Here is a 22,003-nt window from a genome sequence, read left to right as displayed (position 1 = left end):
TGCGCGGGGCCGGTAGTGACGGCTCATCAGCTCTCGCGCAGCAGTGCGACGGCCTGGCGGGTGTCGAGTTCGGCGCCCTCGGCGAAGGCGGCGTCGAACGCCTGATCCCCCATCAGTTCCCGCAGGCCCGCGGTGGTCTGGTCCAGCACCTGGCGCTCCAGGTGGTGGACCACCTCGCGGGTCTGCTGCTGTGCGTAGGCGCCGAGCAGCCTGGCCGCCAGGTCGGTGCTGCGGTCCGCGGGCAGCAGGCCCTGCTGGGCGCAGCGCAGCATGATGTCGGCGGCCGAGGGGACCAGCATCAGCCCGAGCATGTCGTTGACCATCCCGGCCATCGGGTGGTCCGCGACCCGGCCGACCCCGGCCCGCAGCCGCCGCAGGCCCTCCAGCGGCTGCCCCTCGCGGGAGTCGATCCAGCCGAGCATGCCCTCCAGCATCCCGCCGAGCATGGAGCCCATGCTCCCCTCGCGGAAGTCCTGGACCAGCGGCTCAAGCAGGGCCCTCGCGTCCTGGTAGCGCTCCTGCCGACAGCGCAGCGCGGCCAGCACGACCGTCCCGAAGAACCCGGCCCCCTGGCCGTAGGGGGTGTGCACCCGGGAGTTCTCGACGCCCAGCACGATGTAGCGCTCGCCCTCCTCCAGCTCCCCCGCGCCCAGCAGGGCGTCGCCGAGCCGCACTTGGAGCACCGGGACGCCCTGGTCCGCGCCGATGCTCTCGGCCAGGGCGATGGCCTCGCGGGCGCAGCGGGCCGCGGTGAGGTAGTCGCCCGCGAAGGACGCCGCCTCGGACTGCCCGGCCAGCGCCTCGGCCATGCCCCAGCGGTCGCCGAGCCGGGTGAACAGCTCCAGGCTCTCGACCGCCTCGGCGAGCGAGAGTTCGCGCTTGCCGGGCTGGTCGTTGTGCAGCTTGCAGCCCAACTGCAGGGAGAAGGCCAGCTCCCAGGGGCGGTCGTGCAGTCGGCAGCCCTCGATCATCGCCTCGACGGTGGGGTGCATCTGCTCCATCTGCGCCGCGAACATGGTCACATAGGCGCGGTGCATGCCCGGGACCCGGGCGGACTGCGGCAGTTCCGGCGGATATGCGGCCAGGACGGCTTCGGCCAGCCGAACGTGCTCCTCGCTCGGGCTGCGGTTGAAGTCGCCCTCGGCGGTGACGCACCGGTAGATCAGCAGCCCGCGCAGCGCCTCGTCGTGCACCTCGGCGGACCAGGGCGGCGGCAGGTCCATCGGGCCCTGCGGCAGCGGGATCGGCGGGCCGGACGGGAACTCGGCCGGGCAGAGCTCCGACACCGCGGCGATCCAGGCCCGGGACTCGTCGACGAAGTCGCGCAGGTTCCAGAACCAGGCCAGCGACAGCACCAGGCTCAACGCCTCCTGCTGGTTCCTGGCCGCGACGGCCCGGCGCAGGGCGGCGCGGAGGTTGTCGTGCTCGGCCTCCAGCAGGGCCAGCGCGTCGAGTTGGCCGGACCCGCGGAGCAGCGGGTCGGTGACCCGGGCCAGCTCGCGGAAGTACACCAGGTGACGGTGCGTCACCTGACTGCTGTCGGTGTCGGTATCGGCGCCGTCGGTGTCGGCGGCGGCTTCGCTCGCGTCCTCGGCGAGGCGCTCGCGGGCGTACTCGTGGATGGTCTCCAGCATCCGGTAGCGGGGGGAGCGGCCGGGGCCGTCACTTGAGGCGTTGCTGTTGCCGGGGCCGTGGAGTGGGGCCTGCACCAGGGACTTGTCCACCAGGGAGGCGAGCACCGCGGCCACCTCGGCACGGGGCAGGCCGCCGCCCGGCACCTCGTCCGCGCAGATCTCCTCGACCGCCTCCAGGGTGAAGCCGCCGGCGAAGACCGACAGCCGGGCCAGCAGCACCCGCTCCGGCTTGTCCAGCAGGTCCCAGCTCCAGTCCACCACCGCGCGCAGGGTCTGCTGGCGCGGCAGATTGGTCCTGCTGCCCGCGCTGAGCAGGTGGAACCGGCCGTCCAGCCGGTCCGCGAGCTGACGCGGGGTCAGCGCGCGGAGCCGGGCCGCGGCCAGCTCGATCGCGAGCGGGAGGCCGTCCAGGCGGCGGCAGATCTCGGCGCAGGCCGCCGGGTCCTGGGCCGGGTCGGCCGGGTCGAAGCCGGGACGGGCGGCTGCGCCGCGCTCGGCGAGCAGGCGCAGGGCTGCCGGGTCCGGCAGCGGGTCGACCGGGTGCAGCACCTCGCCCGGGACGCCGAGGGGCTCCCGACTGGTCGCCAGTACGGTCACGCCGGGGCAGGCGGCGGTGAGCGGCTCGGCGAGTTCGGCGGCGGCCTGGACCAGGTGCTCGCAGTTGTCCAGCACCAGGAGCAGGCGGCGGGACGCGCAGTAGTCGACCAGCTGCGCCAGCGGGGTTTCCGCCTCCGGCGAGGACAGCGCTTCGGCGGCCATGGCCTCGGCCTTGCCGCCGACGTTCAGGTGCGTGCCGCGGAGGCCGAGGGCGCTGAGGACCGCGCCGGGGACGGCCTGCGGGTCGTCCAGCGGGGCCAGCTCGACCATCCAGACGCCGTCCGGGCAGTCGGCCGGATGGTCGGCGGCATGGGCCTCGGCGGCCTGCTGCGCCAGCCTGGTCTTGCCACTGCCGCCGGGGCCGATCAGCGTCAGCAGCCGCTGGGCCGGGAGGGCGGCCCGCAGGGCGGCGAGGTCGGCGTCCCGCCCGACGAAGCTGGTGAGGCGTGGCCGGAGGTTGGTACCGGGGGTGGGGGCGGGGGCCGAGGTCGGCGGCTGGGTCGGGGCGGGGGCGGGGGCGGCTGGGCCGGGGGCCGGGGTCAGCGGCTGGGCTGGTCCGGGGGCCGAGGTCGGCGGCTGGGTCGGGGCGGGGGCGGCTGGGGCGGGGGCGGGGGTCGGCAGCTGGCTCGGGGTCGGGGTGGCGGAGCCGGGGGTCGGGGTGGTGGGGGTTGTGGCGGTGGGGTTGAGGAGTTGGGTGTGGAGGCGGCGTAGTTCCGGGCCGGGGTCGGTGCCCAGGTGGTCGGCCAGGCGGTGGCGGAAGGTGTCGTAGGCGAGCAGGGCCTCGGGGACCCGCCCGGTGTCGCGGAGGGCGCGCAGGTGGAGTGCCTGCAGCGGCTCGTCCAGCGGTTGACGTTCGATCAGTTCGGCCAACCGCGGCAGCACCGCGTCCGCCCGGCCGAGGTCCAGCTCCGCCGCGAGCAGCCGGCGCAGGACGGACTCCCGCTGCGCCTCGTACCGGGCCGCCGCGTCCGCCCGGGAGGGCAGGTCGGCCAGCGCGGGGCCGCGCCACAGCGCCAGCGCCCCGCGCAGCGCGTCTGCGTCGGCGTCGTCGCGGGCGGCCAGCGCCTCGAACCGCCGCAGGTCGGTGTCGAGGACGCCGCCGTCCTCGGCGGCCCCCCGTAGGCGGTAGCCGTCCGTCGCGGAGGCGATCCGGGCCGGGCCGAGCGCACGGCGGAGCCGGGCGACCAGGGTCTGCAACGCGTCCTGCGGGTCGGCCGGCGGCTGGTCCGCCCAGATCTCCTCGATCAGCGCCCAGGCCGGGACCGCCCGTCCGTCCCGCAGCACCAACGCGGCCAGCAGGGCGCGCAGCCGTGCACCGCCGAGCGGCACCCGCGTGCCGTCGTCGCGGAGCGCCTGCGTCGTGCCGAGGATCCCGTACCGCATCGGATCATTCTCGTTCATCCGGGCGTCCGGACGGAACGCGCGGCCGATTGTCGACGTTCAGAGGTTGTCGCTTGTACCTGCGCTGGTTAGGCGGAATGATCGGCAGTCCCCTCCCAGTCATCGGAGCACGAGAGCCAGCATGTCCTTCACCGACGCCCGCAACCACTCCGACCGGAAGATCAGTGTGATCTTCTGGGTCCTGCTCGCCGTCCTGGTCACGTCCGGATGGGCGCTGTGGACGGGCTGGGGGAACGCCAGGTTCGGCATCTTCCTCTTCGTCATCGCCGGCTGGCTGGTCTCGCTCTGCCTGCACGAGTACGCCCACGCCCGCACCGCCCTGCACGGCGGCGACATCAGCGTCGGGGCCAAGGGGTATCTGACCCTCAACCCGCTGAAGTACACCCATCCGATCTACAGCTTCGTGATGCCGGTGGTGTTCCTGATCCTCGGCGGCATCGCCATGCCCGGTGGAGCGGTCTTCATCGAGCGCGGCCGGATCAGCGGGAAGTGGAAGCACAGCGCGATCTCGGCGGCCGGTCCCGCGGTGAACCTGGCGTTCGCACTGGTGCTGCTGCTGGTGCTGGGCCAGGTCAGTCCGACCACCTCGCACCTGGCCTTCTTCTGCGGCCTCGGCTACCTGGCGATGCTGCAGGTGATGGCCGGGATCCTGAACCTGGTCCCGATGCCGGGCATGGACGGCTACGGCATCATCGAGCCCTGGATGTCCTACGCCAACCGCCGCGCGTTCGCGAACATCGCCCCGTACGGGATGATGATCCTCTTCCTGCTGCTGTGGAACCCGACCATCAACAACTGGTTCTTCAACACCGTGATCTTCGGGATCCTCGGCCACTTCGGCTACAGCTCGGACTTCGCCTACACCGGGATGAACGCGTTCCAGGTGCTCAACTTCCACCTCGGTGGAATCTTCGGCAGGTAGCGGCACCCGGACGCCCCCGGGTCAGCCACTCTGCCAGGTCAGCTGCTGGGGCGCCAGCGCGGTCAGGAAGTCCTCGGGGTCGAACGCCTCCCCCGGGGCGACCACGCCGACCGCCTTGCAGCGTCCGTCGAGCACCCGCTCGGCGGCCTCCACCACCAGCGGCGCAGTGACGGCGTAGATGTCCTGCCCGCGGGCGTGCGCGCGGCGCTCCTCGGCGCCCCTGCGGACCACTGCCTCGACGACGAAGACCTGGGCCGAGCGCCCGGTCGCGTCGGTCGGCACCGGCTCGGGGGTGACCGGGTCGCGGAGGTCGCGCAGCGGGGCGTCGTTCATGTAGACGCGGACCTCGGGCACCGCCAGGTGGCGCGGGATGGTGACCTGGTCCGCGGTGGACAGCTCGGTGACGTCGAGCGGGCCGAACGGGACCGGGAAGTCCCAACCGCGCCGGGCGGCCGGCTGCGGCGGCGTGGTGTAGCGGTTGCCGGTGAAGACGACGTAGTGCGGGGAGTTGACCCGCCCGGTCTCCCTGGTGCCCCGGGTCGGCTGCCAGCTGTCGAGGGCGTGTCCGATCCGGATCTCGTCCGCCGTGGCCCAGTCCCCCATCACCGCGGTGGCCAGCAGGTCGGCCAGGCCGCCGTAGTAGGCCATCGCCGGGATCACCGCGATGCCCGCCTCCCTGGCCCGGTCCGCCGCGCCGTCGAACGCGGCCAGCGCGACCCGCTGCTCCGCAGCGACGTCCAGGTAGTGCGCGCCGGCCCGGATCGCGGCGTCGATCAGCGGTGCGGCGGTGTCGATGAACGGCCCGGCGCAGTTGATCACCAGCTCCGCGCCGTCGAGGGCGCGGTCCAGCGAGCGTGCGTCGTCGGCGGAGGCGACCCGCGTCTCCGAGCCCGGGTGGAGTTCGGCGAGGGACCGCAGCGCCGCGCGGTCGCGTCCGGCCAGCACCGGCCGGTGGCCGCGGCGGCGCAGCTCCGCGACGACGAAGCGGCCGGTGTGCCCGTAGGCACCGAACACGACGATCGTGCGCTCCCGGTGGGCGGCGGTCGGCAGCGGGGAGGACAGCGGGGAGGACGAGGACACCGGTGCTCCTGGGGGCTCGTGGGTGCGGGAACCGCTTTGCTGATGACCATGGTCGTCGCTCGGCTGACGATTCGACAGCGTCTGGAACGACGCTATGCGTACACTTTCGGACATGCATACGGTGGCACTGGCCGTCCACGACGGCATCAGCCTCTTCGAAGCGGCCTCGGCCTGCGAGGTCTTCGGCGTCGACCGGTCCGACCTGGTCGACCCGTGGTACTCGTTCACCGTCTGCGGGCCGGACCGGGCCCGGGTCGGCGGGTGGATGCGCTCCGACCTCGGACACGGCCTCGGGTCACTGCTGGAGGCGGACACCGTGGTCGTCCCGGCCTGCCACGACCTGGACGAGGGCCCGCCCGACGACCTGGTGCAGGCGGTGCGGGCGGCCTACGACCACGGCGCCCGGGTGGTCTCGCTGTGCACCGGCGCGTTCGTGCTGGCGGCGGCCGGGCTGCTGGACGGACGGCGGGCCACCACGCACTGGCTGCACGCCGAGGCGCTCGCCGCCCGGTATCCCCGAGTGGAGGTGGACCCGGACGTCCTCTACGTCGACAACGGCAGGGTGCTCACCTCGGCCGGGAAGTCCGCCGCGATGGACCTGTGCCTGCACGTGGTCCGGCTCGACCACGGCGCGGCGGTCGCCAACGCGCTGGCCCGGCGGCTGGTGGTGCCGCCGCACCGGACCGGCGGGCAGGCCCAGTTCATCCCGGCGCCGGTGCCCGCCCCGGACACCGCGCCGCTCGCCGACCTGCTGCAGTGGGCGTCGGCGCGGCTGGACCAGCCGCTGACCGTCACCGACCTGGCCCGGCAGGCCGGTCTGAGCCCGCGTCAGCTGACCCGGCGCTTCAACGCCGTCACCGGCACCACCCCGTTGCAGTGGCTGCTCAACCAGCGGCTGCACCGGGCGCAGGAACTCCTGGAGACCACGGACGGCGGGATCGAGCAGATCGCCGCCAGGACCGGCATGGGCACCGCGACCACTCTGCGGCGGCACTTCAACCGCGTGGTCGGCGTCCCCCCTGACAGCTACCGGCAGACCTTCCGGGAGCGGAGTTAGTCAAGGGGACCGGTCGGGCGGGTGCTACGGCTGCTGGACCCGGGCGCGGCGCCACTGGACCCAGCCGATGTTGCTGGAGATCCCCGCCAGCAGGATCCAGGCCAGGCCGAGCCAGAAGCCCGCGAGCACCGACACCACGGCGGCGAGCAGCGCCAGCGCGGCGAGGACGAAGGCGAGCAGGGCGAAACGGGGCATCTCGAAACTCCGGGAACGGGACATCGGGTACGGGCAGCGACTACGGGCGGGGCAGGCGAACGGGCCGGGCAGCACCATTGTCCCCTGCCCGGCCCGCGCCCCCGCCCGCAGGGGTGCTGTCAGATGTCGGTGACCCGCAGGCCCGCGTGGGCCTTGTAGCGGCGGTTCACCGAGATCAGGTTGGCGACCAGCGACTCCACCTGGTGCGCGTTGCGCAGCCGCCCGGCGAACACACCGCGCATCCCGGGCATCCGCTCGGCCAGCGCCTGCACGGCGTCCGTCGCCGCCCGCTCCTCGCCCAGCACCAGCACGTCGATCTCCACCCGGTCCACCGACTGGTCCAGCAGCAGCACCGCCGAGAGGTGGTGGAACGCCGCGGTCACCCGCGAGTCCGGGAGCAGTGCGGCGGCCTGCTGCGCGGCGCTGCCCTCCTCCGGCTTCAGCGCGTAGGCGCCCTGCTTGTCGAAGCCGAGCGGGTTGACGCAGTCCACGACGATCTTTCCGGCCAGCTCGGACCGCAGCGAGGCGAGCAGCTCGGCGTGGCCCTCCCAGGGCACCGCGACGATGACGATGTCGCTGGTCGCCGCGGTGGTGGCGTTGTCCGCGCCGCGACAGTTCGCATTCCCGGTGGCGTGGCCCACCTCGTCGGCCTTCTCCTGGGCGCGCTCGGCGCTGCGCGAGCCGATCACCACCTGCTGTCCGGCCTTCGCCAGCCGGTAGGCCAGGCCGCGGCCCTGCGGGCCGGTGCCGCCGAGGACGCCGACGACCAGGCCGGAGACGTCCGGCAGGTCGTGCGGGCCGCGCGCGGGGGCGGCCGGGGTGGTGCTTCCCTCAGGTGTACTCATTCCCGAATCCTCCCACCAGCCGCGCCGACTGCGGCAGCATGAGCTGCATGGATGCGGCCAGGATCACAGTGCTGCGGGAAGCCCTCGCCGGGACGCCCTGGTTGGAGCGGGCCCACGGCTTCGCGGGCGCGCTGCGCGGCTCGGTCACCCGGGCCTCCGCGCCACCGGACGGGCTGCTGCTGGTCGGCACGCCCGGTGAGGAGCCGTGGCACCTCGCCGCGCACCTGGACGACGAGGCCGCCTGGTCCGGGCTGCCGCAGCTCTCCCCGGTCCTGGTCCGCCGGGTGGTCCCGCCGGGCGCGCCGCCGCACCTGTCGGTGCCGATGCGGCGGCTGGAACGGGCCCGGCGCGGTGAGACCGTCTTCGTGGTCGCCCCCGACCGCGCCGACGGCGGCCTGCTGGAGCGGGTGCACGGGGCCAGGAAGGCGGGTGCGACGGTGCTGGCGCTCGGCGCGGACCGGGACGACCGGGAGCTGCACGGCCTGGCCCACGAGTCGCTGACGGTCCCGGGGGCCGGGGAGGGCAGCACACCGGTCGGCGGCGCGCTGACCCTGGACGTGGTCCAACACCTCGTCAGCTCCGCGGCCGGGGAAGGGCCGGGCACGGCCGGGCGCGGTCGGCGGGCACTGTCCCGGCTGCTCGACCGGCTCAGCACCCCGGCCCCGCCGATGCGCTGGTGACCGTGCCGGTGCTCGTGCCCGGTGCCGGAAAACGGTTTGCTCCGTAGGGGCCCCGCGGGTCAGGATCACCCCTTGTGACCTCGAACGACACCCCGCCGCAGGACCGATCACGGCTGCGCCGCCTGGCCGCGCAGCTCAGCGTGGACCTCTCGCCCTGGCACGGCTCACGCGACTTCCGGCTGCTCTGGACGTCCGGGGCGATCACCTTCTTCGGCAGCTTCCTCACCCTGGTCGCGGTGCCGCTCCAGCTCAAGCAGCTGACCGGTTCCTCGCTCGCGGTCGGACTGATCGGGGCGGTGGAGCTGGTCCCGCTGATCGTCTGCGGGCTGTGGGGCGGGGCCCTCGCCGACGCGCTGGACCGGCGCCGCCTGGTCCTCTACAGCGAGGCCGCGCAGGGCGTCTGCGCCGCGGTGCTGCTGCTGAACGCACTGCTGCCGCATCCGGCGGTCTGGCCGCTGTATCTGGTCGCCGGGCTGGCCTCGGCCTTCGGCTCACTCCAGCGGCCCTCGCTGGACGCGCTCACCCCGCAGCTCGTCGCGCACGACCAGCTCACCGCCGCCGCCTCGCTCAACTCGCTGCGCTGGAACGTCGGCGCGATCGCCGGTCCGGCGCTGGCCGGGGTGATCGCCACCACCGCGGGCGTCTCCTCGGCCTATGCGATCGACCTGGCCACCTTCGTGCTCTCGGTGCTGCTGATCCGCAGGCTGCGGCCGGTGCCGCCGTCGCCGTCGGCCGCGCGGCCGTCGGTCGGCGCGATCGTGGACGGGCTGCGCTATGCCCGCAGCCGTCCGGAACTGCTCGGCACCTACGCGGTCGACCTGGCCGCGATGCTGTTCGCGATGCCCACCGCGGTCTTCCCGTTTCTCGCCGACCGGCTGCACGCCGACTGGTCGTTGGGGCTGATGTACGCGGCCTTCGCGGTCGGCTCGCTGCTGGTGACGCTGACCAGCAGCTGGGCCTCACGGGTGCACCGGCACGGGCGGATGGTGGTCTGGGCGGCGATGGGCTGGGGCCTGGCCGTCGCCGGCGCCGGGCTGAGCGCGAACGTCTGGGTGGTACTGCTGTGCCTGGTCGCGGCGGGCGGCTCGGACATGGTCAGCGGGCTGTTCCGGTCGACCATGTGGAACGGGACGATCCCGGACGAGTTCCGCGGCCGGCTGGCCGGGGTCGAGCTGCTGAGCTACTCGGTGGGCCCGCAGCTGGGCCAGGTACGGGCGGGCGGGACGGCCTCCGCGGTGGGCGTCCGCGCCTCGGTCTGGGTCGGCGGCGCGGCCTGCGTGGTCGCCGTCGGCGCGCTGGCCCTCTCGCTGCCCGCCCTGATGCGCTACGACGCCCGCACCAACCCCCACGCCCTGGCCCAACGAGCCCGCCGCGAACGCGAAGCGGCGCCCGCACCCCAGCCCTCGGCGACCGTCTAGGGGCACGCTCCCCCGTACTGCCCGGCGCGTGCTATCCGGCGAGTGCGGCGGCGCGTTTGACGGCGGTGCTGAGCACGGTCTTCTCCTGGTCCAGGGCCGACTGGTTCCGGTCGATGAGCTGCCGCTGCACAGCGGTCTCGGCGGCGAACCAGGTGGCCACCAGACCGGTCGACTGCTTGCACCGGACGTCGGCCACGGCGGCCTTGATCTCGGCCGTGCTGGTCAGTCCGTCCTTGCTCACCGGATACAGGGAGCCGGTCTGCTCCGGGCTGACGGCCCGGTAGCCCGCGCTCCTCATACAGCGGGACCAACGCGCGATGACGGCCTGGACCTGCGGCTCGGCAGTGCTGAGGTTCATGCTCTGCAGGTCCAGCTGGTGGGGCAGGTCCGCCTGCAACGGACCGTCACCGATCTGGCGGGTGGCCTCGCCGAGGCATCCGCCCTGGGGGACCGGCTTGCCGTCGTACGTGGTCAACGGGGTTGTCACGCCTGCGGCGTCGACCGTGGCGCCGAACACCAGCGCGTGTCGGGACGGGGAGTCGGGAGTGTTGCTCGCGGAGTCCACCGGGGTCGGTGTGTAGGCCAGGTGGTAGCCGTACGTCATCGCCTCGTCGAGGTCGGAGACGCCGTACCGGCGTTCCATGTTGGCCTCGTCGAACCCGGGAGCCAGGTTCCCGGGGTTGGTGACCCGGGTGGAGATGCTGAAGCCGTACCGGGCCAGGCACTTGGCCTCCACCGCCAGGCGCCCGTTGTCGATGACGAGCATCTGCTGCCGGTTCTCCATGTACGCCTCCAGAGGCAGCACCATGCCCTTGGTCAGACCGGCCGTCGGAGCGCCCGTGGGCGGCGGGACAGCGGCTGCCGCCGACCGGCCCGCCGGGGTGGCGGGCCGGGCGGCCGGGGCGGCAGTCCGCGAGCACCCGGCGGTACCGACTGCGGTCGCGGGGGCCAGCATCACCGCGCTGGCGGCGGTACGGGTCTTCACGGGACGAACTCCACGGGGCGGTAGCTAAGGGGTGTGCGGTGCGGCTCGTCGGATCGACGCGCGAGGACCGGTTCAGCAGTCGCAGATGGGTGCCGCGTACAGCGAGGCGTCCTCGTTCTTGAGCGTCGAGTTGAGGTTGACCGCCTTCATGGTGGGGTCGATGTCCTGCCTGGGCCCGCTGAAGTTGCTGTTGTAGAAGACAGTGACCTCCTGGGCCTCGTAGCCGTTCGACACCGATGCCGCGTTGTTCTTGACCGACACCCCGCTCCCGGCGCCGCCCGAAAAGACGTAGTTGACCCGGCATTCATTGCCGGCGCCGCAGGAGTAGGAGTAGCCGGAAAGGTCCGGGACATTAATTCCGAAACCGTAGGTGGCACCCGCACCGTTCGAGTTGTAGAACAGGCAGGCGCCCACCTCCCAGGCCTGGCAGGGGGAAGTCTTCGTCGTCACCGCCGGGTCCGCGTGCGCGGCCGAGGTGCCCACCAGGGTGAGCGGCAGGGCGCAGGCAGCGGCGACGACGAGGCGCAACGGGGAGGCGAGGAGTGCTCTGGGCGTCTTCAATTTCCGTCCTTGGTTTCTTCCGGTTTTTCACCGGGAGGTTATGGGCCCGCCCAGGGCCTGCGTCAAGGCGGTCCGCATGACGGGTGCTCATGGAATTCTTACCCGTACGGTGATCGCGCCCATGTGCCCCGATTCGACCTCGCGGGAGTAATTGGACATAGCGATACCTAGACCCCAAGTGGCTATGACGCACATCACAGGGGCTGTTGACGGAATTCAGGCCCCGGCTGCCGCTCTGTTGCCGCTCCTAGCGGCGGGTGCGGCGGGCGGCCAGGGCGGTCATGACCGCCGCCGCAGCCGCGGCCAGGGCGGCGGCGGCGAGGAGGCGGACCCAGGGCCCGGCCGGGGCCACCGGCACCAGGGCCGCGGCGAGGACGACGCCGCTGCCGCCGTAGGCGCAGACCAGCGCCACCGGACGGCGCAGCAGCCGCGCCGCGGGCGGTCCCCCGGCGACGGCGTCGACCAGCAGCAGGTAGCTGAGCAGCAGCGCCGCGTCGCAGCCGGCCAGCCACCCCGGCGGCCGTTCGGTCGCCGCGACCAGGACGCACAGCACCGCGAACGCCGTGTTCCGGTGCCGCAGCAGCCGCACCCGCCAGCGGAAGCCCAGCGCGACCGGACGGGCCGTCAGCGGGCTCGCCCCGAACCAGGCGAGGACCGCGACGGCGACGGTGAGCACCAGGCCGGGGAGGGTCCGCGAGGTCCAGGTCACGGGGTCGGTGACCAGCAGCGCGAGGATCACCCCGAGCAGGCGGACGAACCCGCCCTGACCGCCCTCGGCGGCCGGGCGGGGAGCCCCGGCGGGGGCGCCCGCGGGGGCAGGACGGGAGGTCATGCCGGTCACGGCGGGAGCGGGGGCGGTCAACTGACTCTCCCTCGGAGACGGCTGCGCAGCAGCGGGGCCAGGGACAGGTCGAGGGTCTCGCCGAGCCAGGGCACCACCGGGATGCCCTTCTCGACCAGGCTGTAGCGGACCGCCTCGCGGTCCAGCCGCCACAGCCGCAGGGCCAGCTGCTCCACCGCGTCCGCGTCGGCGACCCTCGGGTCGCCGATCGGGATCTCGACCACCACGATCGGGTTGCCGCGTTCGGCGAGCCCGCCGAGGACGTCCGTCATCCGGCTGTCGGCCAGTGGCGTGACCGCGTAGACCAGCGCGCCGTGCGGCAGTGCGGGCGGCGGCAGCCGGTTCAGGTCCGGGGTGTTGAAGGTCAGGTCGCGGCGGACGTCCAGGACGGTCTGCACGATCCGGTAGAAGTAGGCGTCGCCCATTCCCGGTTGGAGCCAGTACAGCTTGCCGCCGACCGAGACGATGCCGACCCGGTCGTGGCTCCGCAGGTAGGTGCGGACCAGCCCGGCGACGACCCGCAGCGACTCGTCCAGGCTGGACCGGCCGGTGACCGGGTCGGCCATGTCGGCGAAGGCGTCCAGCAGGATCACCGCGTCGGCGGCCCGCTCGGCGGCGAACTGGTTGATCTGGATGCTGCCGCGCCTGGTCGTGGACGGCCAGTGGATCCGCCGCTGGCGCTCGCCCCAGACGTGCGGGCGGACCCCGATGACCTCGATGCCCTCGCCGGTCTGCCGGGCGGTGTGCTCGCCGAGCCGGTCCGGCAGCCGGACCGGGATCGGGGTGAGGCCGCCGTCGACCGGCAGCGGGAAGACCTCGACGTCGCCGAGGTCGGCCCGGACCGTGGTCCGGGCCAGGCCGCCCTCGTCGTAAAGGTCGAGGTCGACCACGCCGAGCGACCAGCGGCCCCAGCGGCGGGCGGTGAAGCCGAGGGTGACCACCGGTCCGTCCACCGCGACGTGGACCAGCTCGGTGCCGGGGCCGGGCGCGACGCCCGGGTCCACCCAGCCGACCAGGCCGTCGAAGTCCACCGTGACCACGGCGGTGAGCAGCTCGCCCTCGAAGCAGCGCCGGGTCGGCACCGCGGCCTCGGCCCTGGCCCTGGTCGGACGGCGGCCGGACCAGCCGGACAGCACCAGCAGGCAGGCCGGTCCCGCGGCCAGGGCCAGCAGCCACGGCTGCCCGGTGAGCACGGCGGCGGCCACCGCCACGGCCGCGACGGTGGCCAGCCGCAGCGCACGCTCGGACGGCCGCCAGCCCTCGGGCCGGGGGGCCGGCGCCTCGGAGTCGCCGGTGGAGAGCCGGTCCCGCCCCAGCGCGCGGACCACCTCCGGTGGCAGCGCCGTCGGGTCCGGTTCGGTCGCGGTCATGCCGGACGCACGGCCTGCGGCGGGACCTGGCTCGGGGCGGCCTGGGCCTGGGCCGGGGCCGGAACAGATCCCGGGACGGCCTGCCGGGGCGTGGTGCGCGGGGCCGGGACCGACTCGACCAGCCCGGCCACCACGTCGTCCGCGTTGATCCGGCGCACCCACAGCTCCGGCCGCAGGCTGATCCGGTGGGCCAGCGCGGGCACCGCGATGGACTTGACGTCCTCCGGGACGACATAGTCCCGTCCGGCCATCACCGCACGCGCGCGGGCGAGTTGGACCAGGGCGAGGCCGCCCCGCGGCGACGCGCCGACCTGGATCTGGGCGTGCCTGCGGCTGGCGTCGATCAGCGCCACGATGTAGTCGACCAGGTCGTCGTCGATCTCGACCCGCTCCAGGCTGTCCCGCATCGCCAGCACCTCGGCCGGGTCCGACAGCGGCTTCAGCACCGCCTCGGGGGCGGCCCGGTCGAGCCGGGCCCTGAGCATCGCGGCCTCGTCGGCGACCGGCAGGTAGCCCATCCTGACCCGCAGCAGGAACCGGTCGAGCTGGGCCTCCGGCAGGGTGTAGGTGCCCTCGTACTCGATCGGGTTGTCGGTGGCGATCACCACGAACGGGGACGGCAGCCGCCGGGTCACCCCGTCCACCGAGACCTGGGCCTCGGCCATCGCCTCCAGCAGCGCCGCCTGGGTCTTCGGGGGCGTCCGGTTGATCTCGTCGGCGAGCAGCAGGTGGGTGAACACCGGGCCGGGCCGGAACACCATCTCGCCGGTGCGCTGGTCGTAGAACGGCGCGCCGGACACGTCGGAGGGCAGCAGGTCGGGGGTGAACTGGATCCGGCTGAAGTCCAGCCCGAGCACCGACGCGAAGGAGCGGGCGAGCAGCGTCTTGCCGAGGCCGGGGAGGTCCTCGATCAGGACGTGGCCGCCGGCCAGCACGCCGAGCATGACCAGTTCCAGGGCGGCCCGCTTGCCGACGACGGCGCGCTCGACCTCGGCGAGGACGGCATGGGCGCGCTCGCCCGCCTGCTGCGGCGTCAGGACGGGGACGGCGTCCTGCTGGCTCAGAGTTGCCACGGTGCTCCTAGATCGCGTTCGCATCGGTGGTACGAGTTCCGGCGCCGTGCGGGGGACGGCTTCTGACGGTGGGTCACAGTCTGCGACAGTGGGGTCACAGTGCCTCCAGCCGCTCGACCAGGGCGGTCAGGATGTGGTCGGGGGGCGGCCCGGGGGCGATCCTGGGATCGACCCGGGGGACGCTGCCGCCGCGGCCCGAGGCGACCGGGGCGGTGGCCTCGCGGCTCTGCCGGGCCCGCGCCGGGTCGATCCAGGGCCACAGGTCGGCGCCGACGACGGCCGCGGCCCTGCGCGGCTCGGTGTGCAGCGAGATCCCGTGCCGCTCGGCCAGCCGGACCGCGTAGAGGCGCTGCAGCAGCGGGCGCAGGTGCAGTTCGTAGCCGGCCAGGGACTCGCGGGCGTCGTCGATCGCCGCGTCCCAGTAGCGCAGGGTCGGTTCGCGGCTGCCGACCAGCCGGACCTTGCGGCGGTAGTCGCTGTCCATGGCCTCGGCGCCGTGCACGTAGCGGGCGCCCAGCAGCGCCGCCGCGATCAGCACGGCCGCGCCGACACCGGCCGCGGCCAGCCCGCCGACCAGGGCGAGCGCGGTCTCCGCGGCGACCGCGGCGACCGCGAGCACGGCGACGGCCTCGGGCAGCACCGCGATCCGGGGGGCGGGACGGGAGCTCATCGGGCCTGCGCCCCCTTCGCCGGATCCGGCCTGCCGTCAGCGGCCTGCCGCGCGGCGTCCAGCGCGGACGCGTCTGGTGCGGTGCCGCGCTCGGCCGACGCGCCGCGGACACCGCCGCGCCCGGCAGACGCTCCGTTGAGACCCGCGGCGGCCTGCGCGGCCGGGTCCGCGGACGCGCCTGCCGGGGCCTCGGTGGCCGCCGCCGCGGCTGCGGCGCGTTCGGCCTCGGCGCGGTGCTCGGCGAGCAGGTGGCCGATGTCGTCCAGTGCGGTCCTGGCCCGGTTCAGCTGGTCCTGGGTCATCGGGTGGCTGGAGTAGCGCGCCTCCCGGAACAGCTCGGCCAGCCGCTGCGCCGCGGGGCCGACCAGCAGCCCGGCGGCGGTGGCGCGTTCCAGCAGGTCGGCCGGGCTGTCCGAGGCCCTGCGGCCGAGCCCGCTCTCGGCCAGCGACTGCTCCATCGCGGCGTAGCAGGCGATGACCGCGGCGCGCACGTCCTCCCCGGCCAGGGCCAGCCGTCCGGCGCTGACCGCGGCGGACAGCGCCTCCTCCTCGGCCGGGAGCTGCAGCGTGCCCCGCAGCACCGCGACCGGCGCGGAACGGCCGCGCAGATAGCGCCGGGCCGCGATCACCCCGAGCACCAGCAGCAGCGCGACGGCCGCCCAGAACAGCACCAGCAGCGCGTCCTGGATCGAGAACACGAACGGCGGGTGCGGATTCCGGATCGGCCCGGTGGACACCGGCTGCGGCGGATTGGGCGGCCCGGTCGGCGCGGGCGGAGGCGGCGGGGGCGGTGCCGGCGGAGGCGGGCTGGTGTGGGTGTGCATGCCCAGCACGGCCACCGCGACGGCGGTGCCGAGGATCGTCAGCACCAGCGCGGTGAAGGTGAGGGTGATCAGCCGGCCCTCGCGGGCGGTGCCGAGCGGGCGCTCGTCCTGCCGGGCCCGGTACTTCGCGGCGAGGAACCAGCCGCCCACCGCCAGGACCAGCAGCACCAGCAGCCACTCGCCGTGCAGCGGTCCGACCGCGCCGCCGAGGTCGCCGCCGCCCGCGTGCAGGCTGACCGCGGCGACCGCGGCCCCGCCGAGCAGGGCCAGCAGCAGCAGCGCGCGGGCGCCGCCCGGACCCCCGGCGCCGTCAGGACGCGGCCCCGGCGACCGGCTCCCGGCCTCTGTCTGGTCCGCCACGCCGTCGATGCCCCCGCGCCCTTGCCCCCGTACGTCACCGGGTCGCGCGCTGCGCACCGTGACGTGCGTACGCGAGCCAGTCTCGACGGCCACCCTGGCACGTTTGACGCCCTAGCGCCAAGGGATGTCCGGGATGTCCGGCTCATCCCCTGGCTCAGCCGTCGCGGGGCTACTGCCAGCGAGGATCGTTGTCCCACTCCTCGTTGCGCTCCTTGGTCCGCTCGATCGCCCGCGCCGCGTCCGCCTCGGTCGGGTAGGGCCCGAGCCGGTTGCGGGCCGGGCAGACCATCCCCTGCTCCACCGTGCTGTGCTTGAGGCAGTAGTACCAGCCCTGGTCCTTCTCGGCGGCGTCGGCCATGAGCCTGTCTCCTCGCTGTCGTGGTCGTCCCTGCTCAGGATGCTGCCCCGGTCCGGCGTCCGCACGCCTGGGCGGTCCGGGTGCTGGCGGATCGTTAGGATTGCCGCCATGTCACCCCTGGTTCCCGGCACCCTCTCCCCGACCCGAGGCGTCCCGGCGCACATCCCCCGCCCCGAGTACGTCGGCCGCAAGGCCCCGTCCCCGTACGAGGGGCCCGAGGCGCAGACCGCCGAGACCGTCGAGAAGATGCGGATCGCCGGCCGGATCGCCGCCCGTGCCATGGACGCCGCCGCCGCGGCGATCGCGCCGGGGGTGACCACCGACGAGCTGGACCGGATCGCCCACGCCTACATGTGCGACCACGACGCCTACCCCTCGGACCTCGGCTACCGGGGCTTCCCCAAGTCGATCTGCACCTCGGTCAACGAGGTGATCTGCCACGGCATCCCGGACTCGACCGTGCTCCGGGACGGCGACATCGTGAACCTGGACGTCACCGCGTTCATCCACGGCGTGCACGGCGACCTCAACGCCACCTACCCGGTCGGCGACGTGGACGAGGAGTCGAAGCTGCTGGTCGAGCGGACCAGGGAGGCGACCCGGCGCGGCATCGCCGCGGTGAAGCCGGGACGGCAGATCAACGTCATCGGCCGGGTGATCGAGTCCTACGCCAAGCGCTTCGGCTACGGCGTGGTGCGCGACTTCACCGGGCACGGCATCAACACGTCGTTCCACTCCGGTCTGATCGTGCCGCACTACGACAGCCCGTACGCGACCACGGTGATGCGGCCGGGGATGACCTTCACCATCGAGCCGATGCTGACCCTGGGCACGCACCAGCACGACATCTGGGCGGACGGCTGGACCGTGGTCACCAAGGACCGCAAGCGCACCGCGCAGTTCGAGCACACGCTGGTGGTCACCGACGACGGCGCGGAGATCCTGACGCTGCCCTGAGCGCCCTCCGCCGCTGCCTGGGCCAGGGGCTAGCCGATCAGCCAGTGCTCGCCGAGGGCCACCGCGCCGACCGCGGTGCAGGCGTCGGTGAGCACGTCCAGCACCCGCAGCGGGTCCGGCAGCGGCCGGTCCGGGTCGCGGACCCAGCTGACCGTGGAGCCGTCCGCGAGCCGGGACGGCGGCAGTAGCACGTAGCTGCCGCGGGTGTGCCAGCGCAGGCCCGGGTGCTCGGTGACGTCCTCGGGGCTGGTGTCCAGCTCCGAGGTCCACCACTCGTCCTCGTCCAGGGCGGAGCGGCTGGTGGTGAAGAAGAGGTAGCGGTCGTCGCCGACCGCGGCGACCGGGCCGACCGCGACGCCGAGCGCGTCCATCTGCTCCAGCGCCAGCCGCCCGGCCTCGGCCGGGACGTCCAGCACGTCGTGGCTGCGGCCGGTCGCGGTGACCGCGTTGGCGTCGGGATCGCGGCCCATCCAGCGGGAGACCTGCTCCACGTCGACCGAGGACTGCGACTGCCAGGCGAAGGACAGCGGGTGCTGCGCCGGGGCCGGACAGCCGACCCGGTCGCAGGAGCAGCGGTAGTCGACCGCGTGCGCGGCGGGCGCGACCGGGAAGCCGGCCCGGACCGCGCGGAGCAGTTGTTCCAGCCGGGAGGCCGGGTCGGCGACGCCGCCGGCCGGGGCGGCCGGGCGCGCGCCCAGAGCGGGCCGCCTGCGCCACCAACTGCTGCGCCTGCTCGCGGATTCCATCGAGCCCCTCTCGCCTCCGTACGCACCCCGGGATTGCCGGAATGTGTACAGGAAGGATACGGGTGCGATCGCGGTGCTGTGTGCCACGGGGTGGAAGTGGCAGGGTCAGCTGTTGACCATCTGGGTCAGCTGGCCGACCGAGGGCACCTGGTCGGTGATGTTGAGCCCGCTCTTGGCCCCGGCCGACTTCACGCCGTCGATGACCCCCTGCATCTGGTTGACGTCGCCGTCGGTGGCGGTCCCGTTCTTGAGCTTGCCGGGCAGGTCCTTGATCTTGTCGACACCGGACTGCAACGCGGCCGTGGCCTTGGACAGGGTCGGGTCGGCCTGGGCGTCCTTGAGCGCCGCCTTCAGCCGGTTGTAGGTGAAGGCCCCGGCCAGACCGGCCTTCACCAGGGCGGCGGTCCTGCCCTTGGCGCCCTTCTTGAAGGTCCCGGCCTTGAACGGCTTGTACAGCCACTGGTAGGAGGCCCCGGCCGCGAGCGCGGAGTTCGCCACGAACTTGGTCTTCGCCAGCTTGATCGGGTCCGGGCTGGCGGACTGCGAGGAGAGGTTCGCGGCGGCTCCGCTGGTGGAGCTGCTGTTCCCCTTGCTGGAACAGGCGGGCAGCACCAGCAGGGTCGCGGCCATGGTGCCGGCGACGAGGGCGGTGCGAAGGCGGGGGAACGACAGCACGGTGGGACCTCCGGGGTGGATCAGCGGTCGGCTCTGCGGCCCACGCTCACACGCCCCCGGCGGCGGTGCGACCGCCGACGGCCCGAACGGGTGACCGGGGCTGTGGTCCGGCCCTGGCCGATCCGGGGGTGGGCTGGTAGGAACGGGGGCATGAGTGATCACCGTGCCGGTCCCGCCGTTCCGTCCCGTTCGCGCTACGACGTGGTGGTGGTCGGGGGCGGGCACAACGGCCTGGTGGCCGCCGCGTACCTGGGGCGGGCCGGGCGGCGGGTGCTGGTGCTGGAGCGGCTCGGGCACACCGGGGGCGCGGCGGTGTCCACCCGGGCGTTCGCCGGGGTGGACGCGCGGCTGTCGCGCTACTCGTACCTGGTGAGCCTGCTGCCGCGGCAGATCATGGCGGACCTGGGGCTCGCAGTGGAACTGCGCCGGCGCAGGGTCTCCTCCTATACGCCGGTGTCGCGGGACGGCGGCGGGGCGACAGGTCTGCTTGTCGACAACGGGGACGAGGCCGGGACCGCCGAGGCGTTCCGGCGGCTGACCGGGTCGGGGCGGGAGTACGCCGCCTGGCAGGAGTTCTACGGACGGACCCGGCGGGTCGCCGAGGCGGTCTTCCCGACCCTGACCGAGCCGCTGCCGCGCCGGGACGAGCTGCGGCGGCGACTCGGCGACGACCCGCTGTGGGAGGCGCTGTTCGAACGGCCGCTCGGGGAGGCGGTGGAGGCGGCGTTCAGCGACGACACCGTCCGCGGCGTCGTCCTCACCGATGCGCTGATCGGGACGTTCACCCACGCCCACGACCCCTCGCTGCGGCAGAACCGCTGCTTCCTCTACCACGTGATCGGCAACGGGACCGGCGACTGGGACGTCCCGGTCGGCGGCATGGGCGCGCTCACCGACGCGCTGGCGGACGCCGCGCGGGCGGCCGGGGCCGAGCTGCTGACGGGGTGTGAGGTGACGTCGGTCCAGACCGACGGCGGCGACGCGGAGGTGGTGTTCCGCAGCGGCGGCGAGGAGTACCGGGTCGGCGGACGGCAGGTGCTCTGCAACGCCGCGCCGCGCGAGCTGGACCGGCTGCTCGGCGCGGCCCCGTCCGGACCCGCGCCGGAGGGGTCGCAGCTCAAGGTGAACATGCTGCTGCGCCGGCTCCCCCGGCTGCGCGACCGGGCCGTGGACCCGCGGGCGGCCTTCGCCGGGACCTTCCACATCGCGGAGTCCTACCGGCAGTTGGAGACCGCCTACCGGGAGGCGGCGGCCGGGGCGGTGCCGTCCGTCGCGCCGTCGGAAATCTACTGCCACTCGCTGACCGACCCGTCGATCCTCGGCCCCGAACTGCGCGAGGCGGGCTACCAGACGCTGACCCTGTTCGGACTGCACCTGCCGGCCCGGCTGTTCCCCGAGGCCGACAACGAGGCGGTGCGGGAGGCCGCGCTCGCGGCGGTGCTGCGGCAGTTGGACGCGGTGCTGGACGAGCCGCTGGCGGACTGCCTGGCTCTGGACGGCGAGGGCAGGCCCTGCGTGGAGGCCCGCAGCCCGCTGGACCTGGAACGGGACCTGGGCCTGCCCGGCGGCAACATCTTCCACCGCGACCTGTCCTTCCCCTTCGCGGAGGCGGAGACGGAGGCGGGCTCCGCGGGCCAGGACCCGGCGACTCCCGGGGGCCGCTGGGGTGTCGGCACCGCCCACCCCAACGTCCTGCTCTGCGGCGCGGGCGCGGTCCGCGGCGGCGGCGTCAGCGGCATCCCCGGCCACAACGCGGCCATGGCCGCCCTGGGCAGGTGACGCGCGGGGGCGGCGGGCGGTGGAGGCGCCGGTGTCAGCGGGCCGACTCGTCGGGGGTCGGCTCGTCCGGGGTCGGCGGGTCCGCCGCGTAGCGGGCGCCGTGGAGGCGGGGTTCGAGGCCGATCCAGATGACGGACATCAGGCGGCGGGCCGTCTCCTCCGGGGGTTCCGGGCCGGTGTCGAGGACCCAGCCGGCCAGGGCGTCGGCCGCGCCGACGATGGCCTGGGCCACCGCCGCGGCCTCGCCGCGGTCCGGGCGTTCGCCCAGCCTCGGCGTCGGGACCGAGTCCAGCGCGGCCCGGCGCACCAGCAGGGTGACCGCGTCGACGACCTGGCGGCGCGCCGCCGCCACCTCCTCGACCACCGGCTCGCCCTGGGCCCTGGCCTGCTGGTAGAGCACGATCCAGCTCTCCCGGTGCTCCGCCACGAACGCGAAGAACGCGGTCAGCCCGCGCCGCAGCTGCTCGCCGGTCTCCAGCCCCGGCTCCGCGGCCTGGCCCACCGCCTCGATCAGCCGGGCCGCCTCCCGGCGGATGCACGCGGCGAACAGCTCCTCCTTGGAGCCCAGGTAGAGGTAGAGCATCGGCTTGGAGACGTCCGAGGCCTCGGCGATCTCGTCCATCGAGGCGGCGTGGTAGCCGCAGCGGGAGAAGACCTGAACCGCCGCGTCCAGCATCTGCTGCTCGCGTTGGGCCCGCGGCACCCGCTTCGCCTTGGGCGTGCCGGTGGCACTCGTGGCAGCGGGGCGTGCATCCGATCGCATTGGCTGAGTCTAGGGCTCGCGGAGGCGCCGCAACCGCCCAGGTCTCACCGGATTGGGGCGAGCCGCTGACCTGGTCCACCACTACGCCCTAGATTTGCGCCATCCGCGGCATTCGGCACCGGGCACTTGCGTCGGATGTGCCCGGCGGCTTTAACTAGCGACGCTAGTTAAGGCCGCGACGGAAGGACCATCTGGTGCAGCAGCATGGAGAT

At 74.0% G+C, this 22,003-nt stretch carries 21 protein-coding genes; 6 read left to right on the top strand and 15 right to left on the bottom strand.

What is annotated here, in order from left to right:
• Positions 1–26: 26 nt before the first annotated feature.
• Positions 27–3,632, bottom strand: a complete 3,606-nt coding sequence (locus ACEZDE_RS08260; RefSeq protein ID WP_380534038.1) for an AfsR/SARP family transcriptional regulator — start codon at positions 3,630–3,632, stop codon at positions 27–29.
• Between the two features lie 121 nt (positions 3,633–3,753).
• Here ACEZDE_RS08260 and ACEZDE_RS08255 point away from each other — a divergent pair, with 121 nt between their 5' ends.
• The gene (locus tag ACEZDE_RS08255; protein WP_380534036.1) at positions 3,754–4,554 is read left to right on the top strand and encodes a site-2 protease family protein; all 801 of its coding nucleotides are present in this window, start codon (positions 3,754–3,756) and stop codon (positions 4,552–4,554) included.
• 21 nt (positions 4,555–4,575) lie between these two features.
• Here ACEZDE_RS08255 and ACEZDE_RS08250 read toward each other — a convergent pair whose 3' ends face one another.
• Positions 4,576–5,634: a saccharopine dehydrogenase family protein gene (locus ACEZDE_RS08250; protein ID WP_380534034.1), complete on the bottom strand. Its 1,059-nt coding sequence runs from the start codon at positions 5,632–5,634 to the stop codon at positions 4,576–4,578.
• Positions 5,635–5,746: 112 nt separating this feature from the next.
• Here ACEZDE_RS08250 and ACEZDE_RS08245 point away from each other — a divergent pair, with 112 nt between their 5' ends.
• Positions 5,747–6,691 carry a helix-turn-helix domain-containing protein gene (locus tag ACEZDE_RS08245; RefSeq protein ID WP_380534032.1) on the top strand — a complete coding sequence of 315 codons (945 nt, stop codon included), beginning with the start codon at positions 5,747–5,749 and terminating at the stop codon, positions 6,689–6,691.
• A 24-nt stretch (positions 6,692–6,715) separates the two neighbouring features.
• On the opposite strand, the gene ACEZDE_RS08240 is transcribed toward ACEZDE_RS08245, so the two are convergent.
• Both ACEZDE_RS08240 and npdG read right to left on the bottom strand, forming a co-directional pair.
• On the bottom strand, positions 6,716–6,886 hold the full coding sequence (locus ACEZDE_RS08240) for a hypothetical protein (protein WP_380534030.1): 171 nt from the start codon (positions 6,884–6,886) through the stop codon (positions 6,716–6,718).
• Positions 6,887–7,005: 119 nt separating this feature from the next.
• Positions 7,006–7,731 (bottom strand): NADPH-dependent F420 reductase, encoded by a 726-nt coding sequence (npdG, locus tag ACEZDE_RS08235; protein WP_380534028.1) that lies wholly within the window; start codon positions 7,729–7,731, stop codon positions 7,006–7,008.
• A gap of 47 nt (positions 7,732–7,778) precedes the next feature.
• Here npdG and ACEZDE_RS08230 point away from each other — a divergent pair, with 47 nt between their 5' ends.
• Positions 7,779–8,411 (top strand): hypothetical protein, encoded by a 633-nt coding sequence (locus ACEZDE_RS08230; protein ID WP_380534026.1) that lies wholly within the window; start codon positions 7,779–7,781, stop codon positions 8,409–8,411.
• Positions 8,412–8,485: 74 nt separating this feature from the next.
• Complete coding sequence (locus ACEZDE_RS08225; protein WP_380534024.1) at positions 8,486–9,829, top strand: MFS transporter; 1,344 nt, start codon at positions 8,486–8,488, stop codon at positions 9,827–9,829.
• Between the two features lie 31 nt (positions 9,830–9,860).
• Here the strand turns inward: ACEZDE_RS08225 and ACEZDE_RS08220 are convergent, their stop codons facing one another.
• From ACEZDE_RS08220 to ACEZDE_RS08185, 8 genes are all read right to left on the bottom strand, one after another.
• The gene (locus tag ACEZDE_RS08220; RefSeq protein WP_380534022.1) at positions 9,861–10,814 is read right to left on the bottom strand and encodes a hypothetical protein; all 954 of its coding nucleotides are present in this window, start codon (positions 10,812–10,814) and stop codon (positions 9,861–9,863) included.
• 72 nt (positions 10,815–10,886) lie between these two features.
• A complete protein-coding gene (locus ACEZDE_RS08215) occupies positions 10,887–11,375 on the bottom strand; it encodes a hypothetical protein (protein WP_380534020.1) in 489 nt (162 codons plus the stop codon).
• Between the two features lie 247 nt (positions 11,376–11,622).
• Complete coding sequence (locus ACEZDE_RS08210) at positions 11,623–12,237, bottom strand: hypothetical protein (protein WP_380534018.1); 615 nt, start codon at positions 12,235–12,237, stop codon at positions 11,623–11,625.
• Entirely contained in the window at positions 12,234–13,586 is a 1,353-nt protein-coding gene (locus ACEZDE_RS08205; protein WP_380534016.1) for a DUF58 domain-containing protein, read from the bottom strand. Before ACEZDE_RS08205 ends, ACEZDE_RS08210 begins: the two co-directional genes overlap by 4 nt.
• On the bottom strand, positions 13,583–14,659 hold the full coding sequence (locus ACEZDE_RS08200; RefSeq protein WP_380534014.1) for an AAA family ATPase: 1,077 nt from the start codon (positions 14,657–14,659) through the stop codon (positions 13,583–13,585). Before ACEZDE_RS08200 ends, ACEZDE_RS08205 begins: the two co-directional genes overlap by 4 nt.
• Before the next feature lie 94 nt (positions 14,660–14,753).
• Positions 14,754–15,329 (bottom strand): hypothetical protein, encoded by a 576-nt coding sequence (locus ACEZDE_RS08195; protein WP_380534012.1) that lies wholly within the window; start codon positions 15,327–15,329, stop codon positions 14,754–14,756.
• Positions 15,326–16,513 (bottom strand): DUF4129 domain-containing protein, encoded by a 1,188-nt coding sequence (locus tag ACEZDE_RS08190; protein ID WP_380534010.1) that lies wholly within the window; start codon positions 16,511–16,513, stop codon positions 15,326–15,328. The genes ACEZDE_RS08195 and ACEZDE_RS08190 overlap by 4 nt, the downstream gene beginning before the upstream one ends.
• A 169-nt stretch (positions 16,514–16,682) precedes the next feature.
• Positions 16,683–16,871 carry a hypothetical protein gene (locus ACEZDE_RS08185; RefSeq protein ID WP_380534009.1) on the bottom strand — a complete coding sequence of 63 codons (189 nt, stop codon included), beginning with the start codon at positions 16,869–16,871 and terminating at the stop codon, positions 16,683–16,685.
• Between the two features lie 108 nt (positions 16,872–16,979).
• Between ACEZDE_RS08185 and map the strand changes: the two genes are divergently transcribed.
• Complete coding sequence (map, locus tag ACEZDE_RS08180; RefSeq protein ID WP_380534007.1) at positions 16,980–17,828, top strand: type I methionyl aminopeptidase; 849 nt, start codon at positions 16,980–16,982, stop codon at positions 17,826–17,828.
• A 29-nt stretch (positions 17,829–17,857) separates the two neighbouring features.
• On the opposite strand, the gene ACEZDE_RS08175 is transcribed toward map, so the two are convergent.
• Positions 17,858–18,574, bottom strand: a complete 717-nt coding sequence (locus ACEZDE_RS08175; RefSeq protein WP_380534005.1) for a bifunctional DNA primase/polymerase — start codon at positions 18,572–18,574, stop codon at positions 17,858–17,860.
• Between the two features lie 105 nt (positions 18,575–18,679).
• The gene (locus tag ACEZDE_RS08170) at positions 18,680–19,249 is read right to left on the bottom strand and encodes a hypothetical protein (protein ID WP_380534003.1); all 570 of its coding nucleotides are present in this window, start codon (positions 19,247–19,249) and stop codon (positions 18,680–18,682) included.
• Positions 19,250–19,399: 150 nt separating this feature from the next.
• Between ACEZDE_RS08170 and ACEZDE_RS08165 the strand changes: the two genes are divergently transcribed.
• Positions 19,400–21,028, top strand: a complete 1,629-nt coding sequence (locus ACEZDE_RS08165) for a phytoene desaturase family protein (protein ID WP_380534001.1) — start codon at positions 19,400–19,402, stop codon at positions 21,026–21,028.
• Positions 21,029–21,062: 34 nt separating this feature from the next.
• Here ACEZDE_RS08165 and ACEZDE_RS08160 read toward each other — a convergent pair whose 3' ends face one another.
• On the bottom strand, positions 21,063–21,791 hold the full coding sequence (locus ACEZDE_RS08160) for a TetR/AcrR family transcriptional regulator (RefSeq protein ID WP_380534000.1): 729 nt from the start codon (positions 21,789–21,791) through the stop codon (positions 21,063–21,065).
• Positions 21,792–22,003: the final 212 nt, after the last annotated feature.

Source organism: Streptacidiphilus cavernicola, assembly GCF_042510955.1.
Lineage (GTDB): Bacteria > Actinomycetota > Actinomycetes > Streptomycetales > Streptomycetaceae > Streptacidiphilus > Streptacidiphilus cavernicola.
The sequence above is the reverse complement of the archived record's forward strand: the minus strand, read 5'-3'. Positions and strand labels throughout refer to the sequence as shown.

What these genes read in the sequence shown, in the direction of transcription:
- ACEZDE_RS08260 (WP_380534038.1), bottom strand. Translation starts at nt 3,632, where the DNA reads ATGAACGAGAATGATCCGATGCGGTACGGGATCCTCGGCACGACGCAG.
- ACEZDE_RS08255 (WP_380534036.1), top strand. Translation starts at nt 3,754, where the DNA reads ATGTCCTTCACCGACGCCCGCAACCACTCCGACCGGAAGATCAGTGTG.
- ACEZDE_RS08245 (WP_380534032.1), top strand. Translation starts at nt 5,747, where the DNA reads ATGCATACGGTGGCACTGGCCGTCCACGACGGCATCAGCCTCTTCGAA.
- ACEZDE_RS08240 (WP_380534030.1), bottom strand. Translation starts at nt 6,886, where the DNA reads ATGCCCCGTTTCGCCCTGCTCGCCTTCGTCCTCGCCGCGCTGGCGCTG.
- npdG (WP_380534028.1), bottom strand. Translation starts at nt 7,731, where the DNA reads ATGAGTACACCTGAGGGAAGCACCACCCCGGCCGCCCCCGCGCGCGGC.
- ACEZDE_RS08230 (WP_380534026.1), top strand. Translation starts at nt 7,779, where the DNA reads ATGGATGCGGCCAGGATCACAGTGCTGCGGGAAGCCCTCGCCGGGACG.
- ACEZDE_RS08205 (WP_380534016.1), bottom strand. Translation starts at nt 13,586, where the DNA reads ATGACCGCGACCGAACCGGACCCGACGGCGCTGCCACCGGAGGTGGTC.
- ACEZDE_RS08195 (WP_380534012.1), bottom strand. Translation starts at nt 15,329, where the DNA reads ATGAGCTCCCGTCCCGCCCCCCGGATCGCGGTGCTGCCCGAGGCCGTC.
- ACEZDE_RS08185 (WP_380534009.1), bottom strand. Translation starts at nt 16,871, where the DNA reads ATGGCCGACGCCGCCGAGAAGGACCAGGGCTGGTACTACTGCCTCAAG.
- map (WP_380534007.1), top strand. Translation starts at nt 16,980, where the DNA reads ATGTCACCCCTGGTTCCCGGCACCCTCTCCCCGACCCGAGGCGTCCCG.
- ACEZDE_RS08175 (WP_380534005.1), bottom strand. Translation starts at nt 18,574, where the DNA reads ATGGAATCCGCGAGCAGGCGCAGCAGTTGGTGGCGCAGGCGGCCCGCT.
- ACEZDE_RS08165 (WP_380534001.1), top strand. Translation starts at nt 19,400, where the DNA reads ATGAGTGATCACCGTGCCGGTCCCGCCGTTCCGTCCCGTTCGCGCTAC.
- ACEZDE_RS08160 (WP_380534000.1), bottom strand. Translation starts at nt 21,791, where the DNA reads ATGCGATCGGATGCACGCCCCGCTGCCACGAGTGCCACCGGCACGCCC.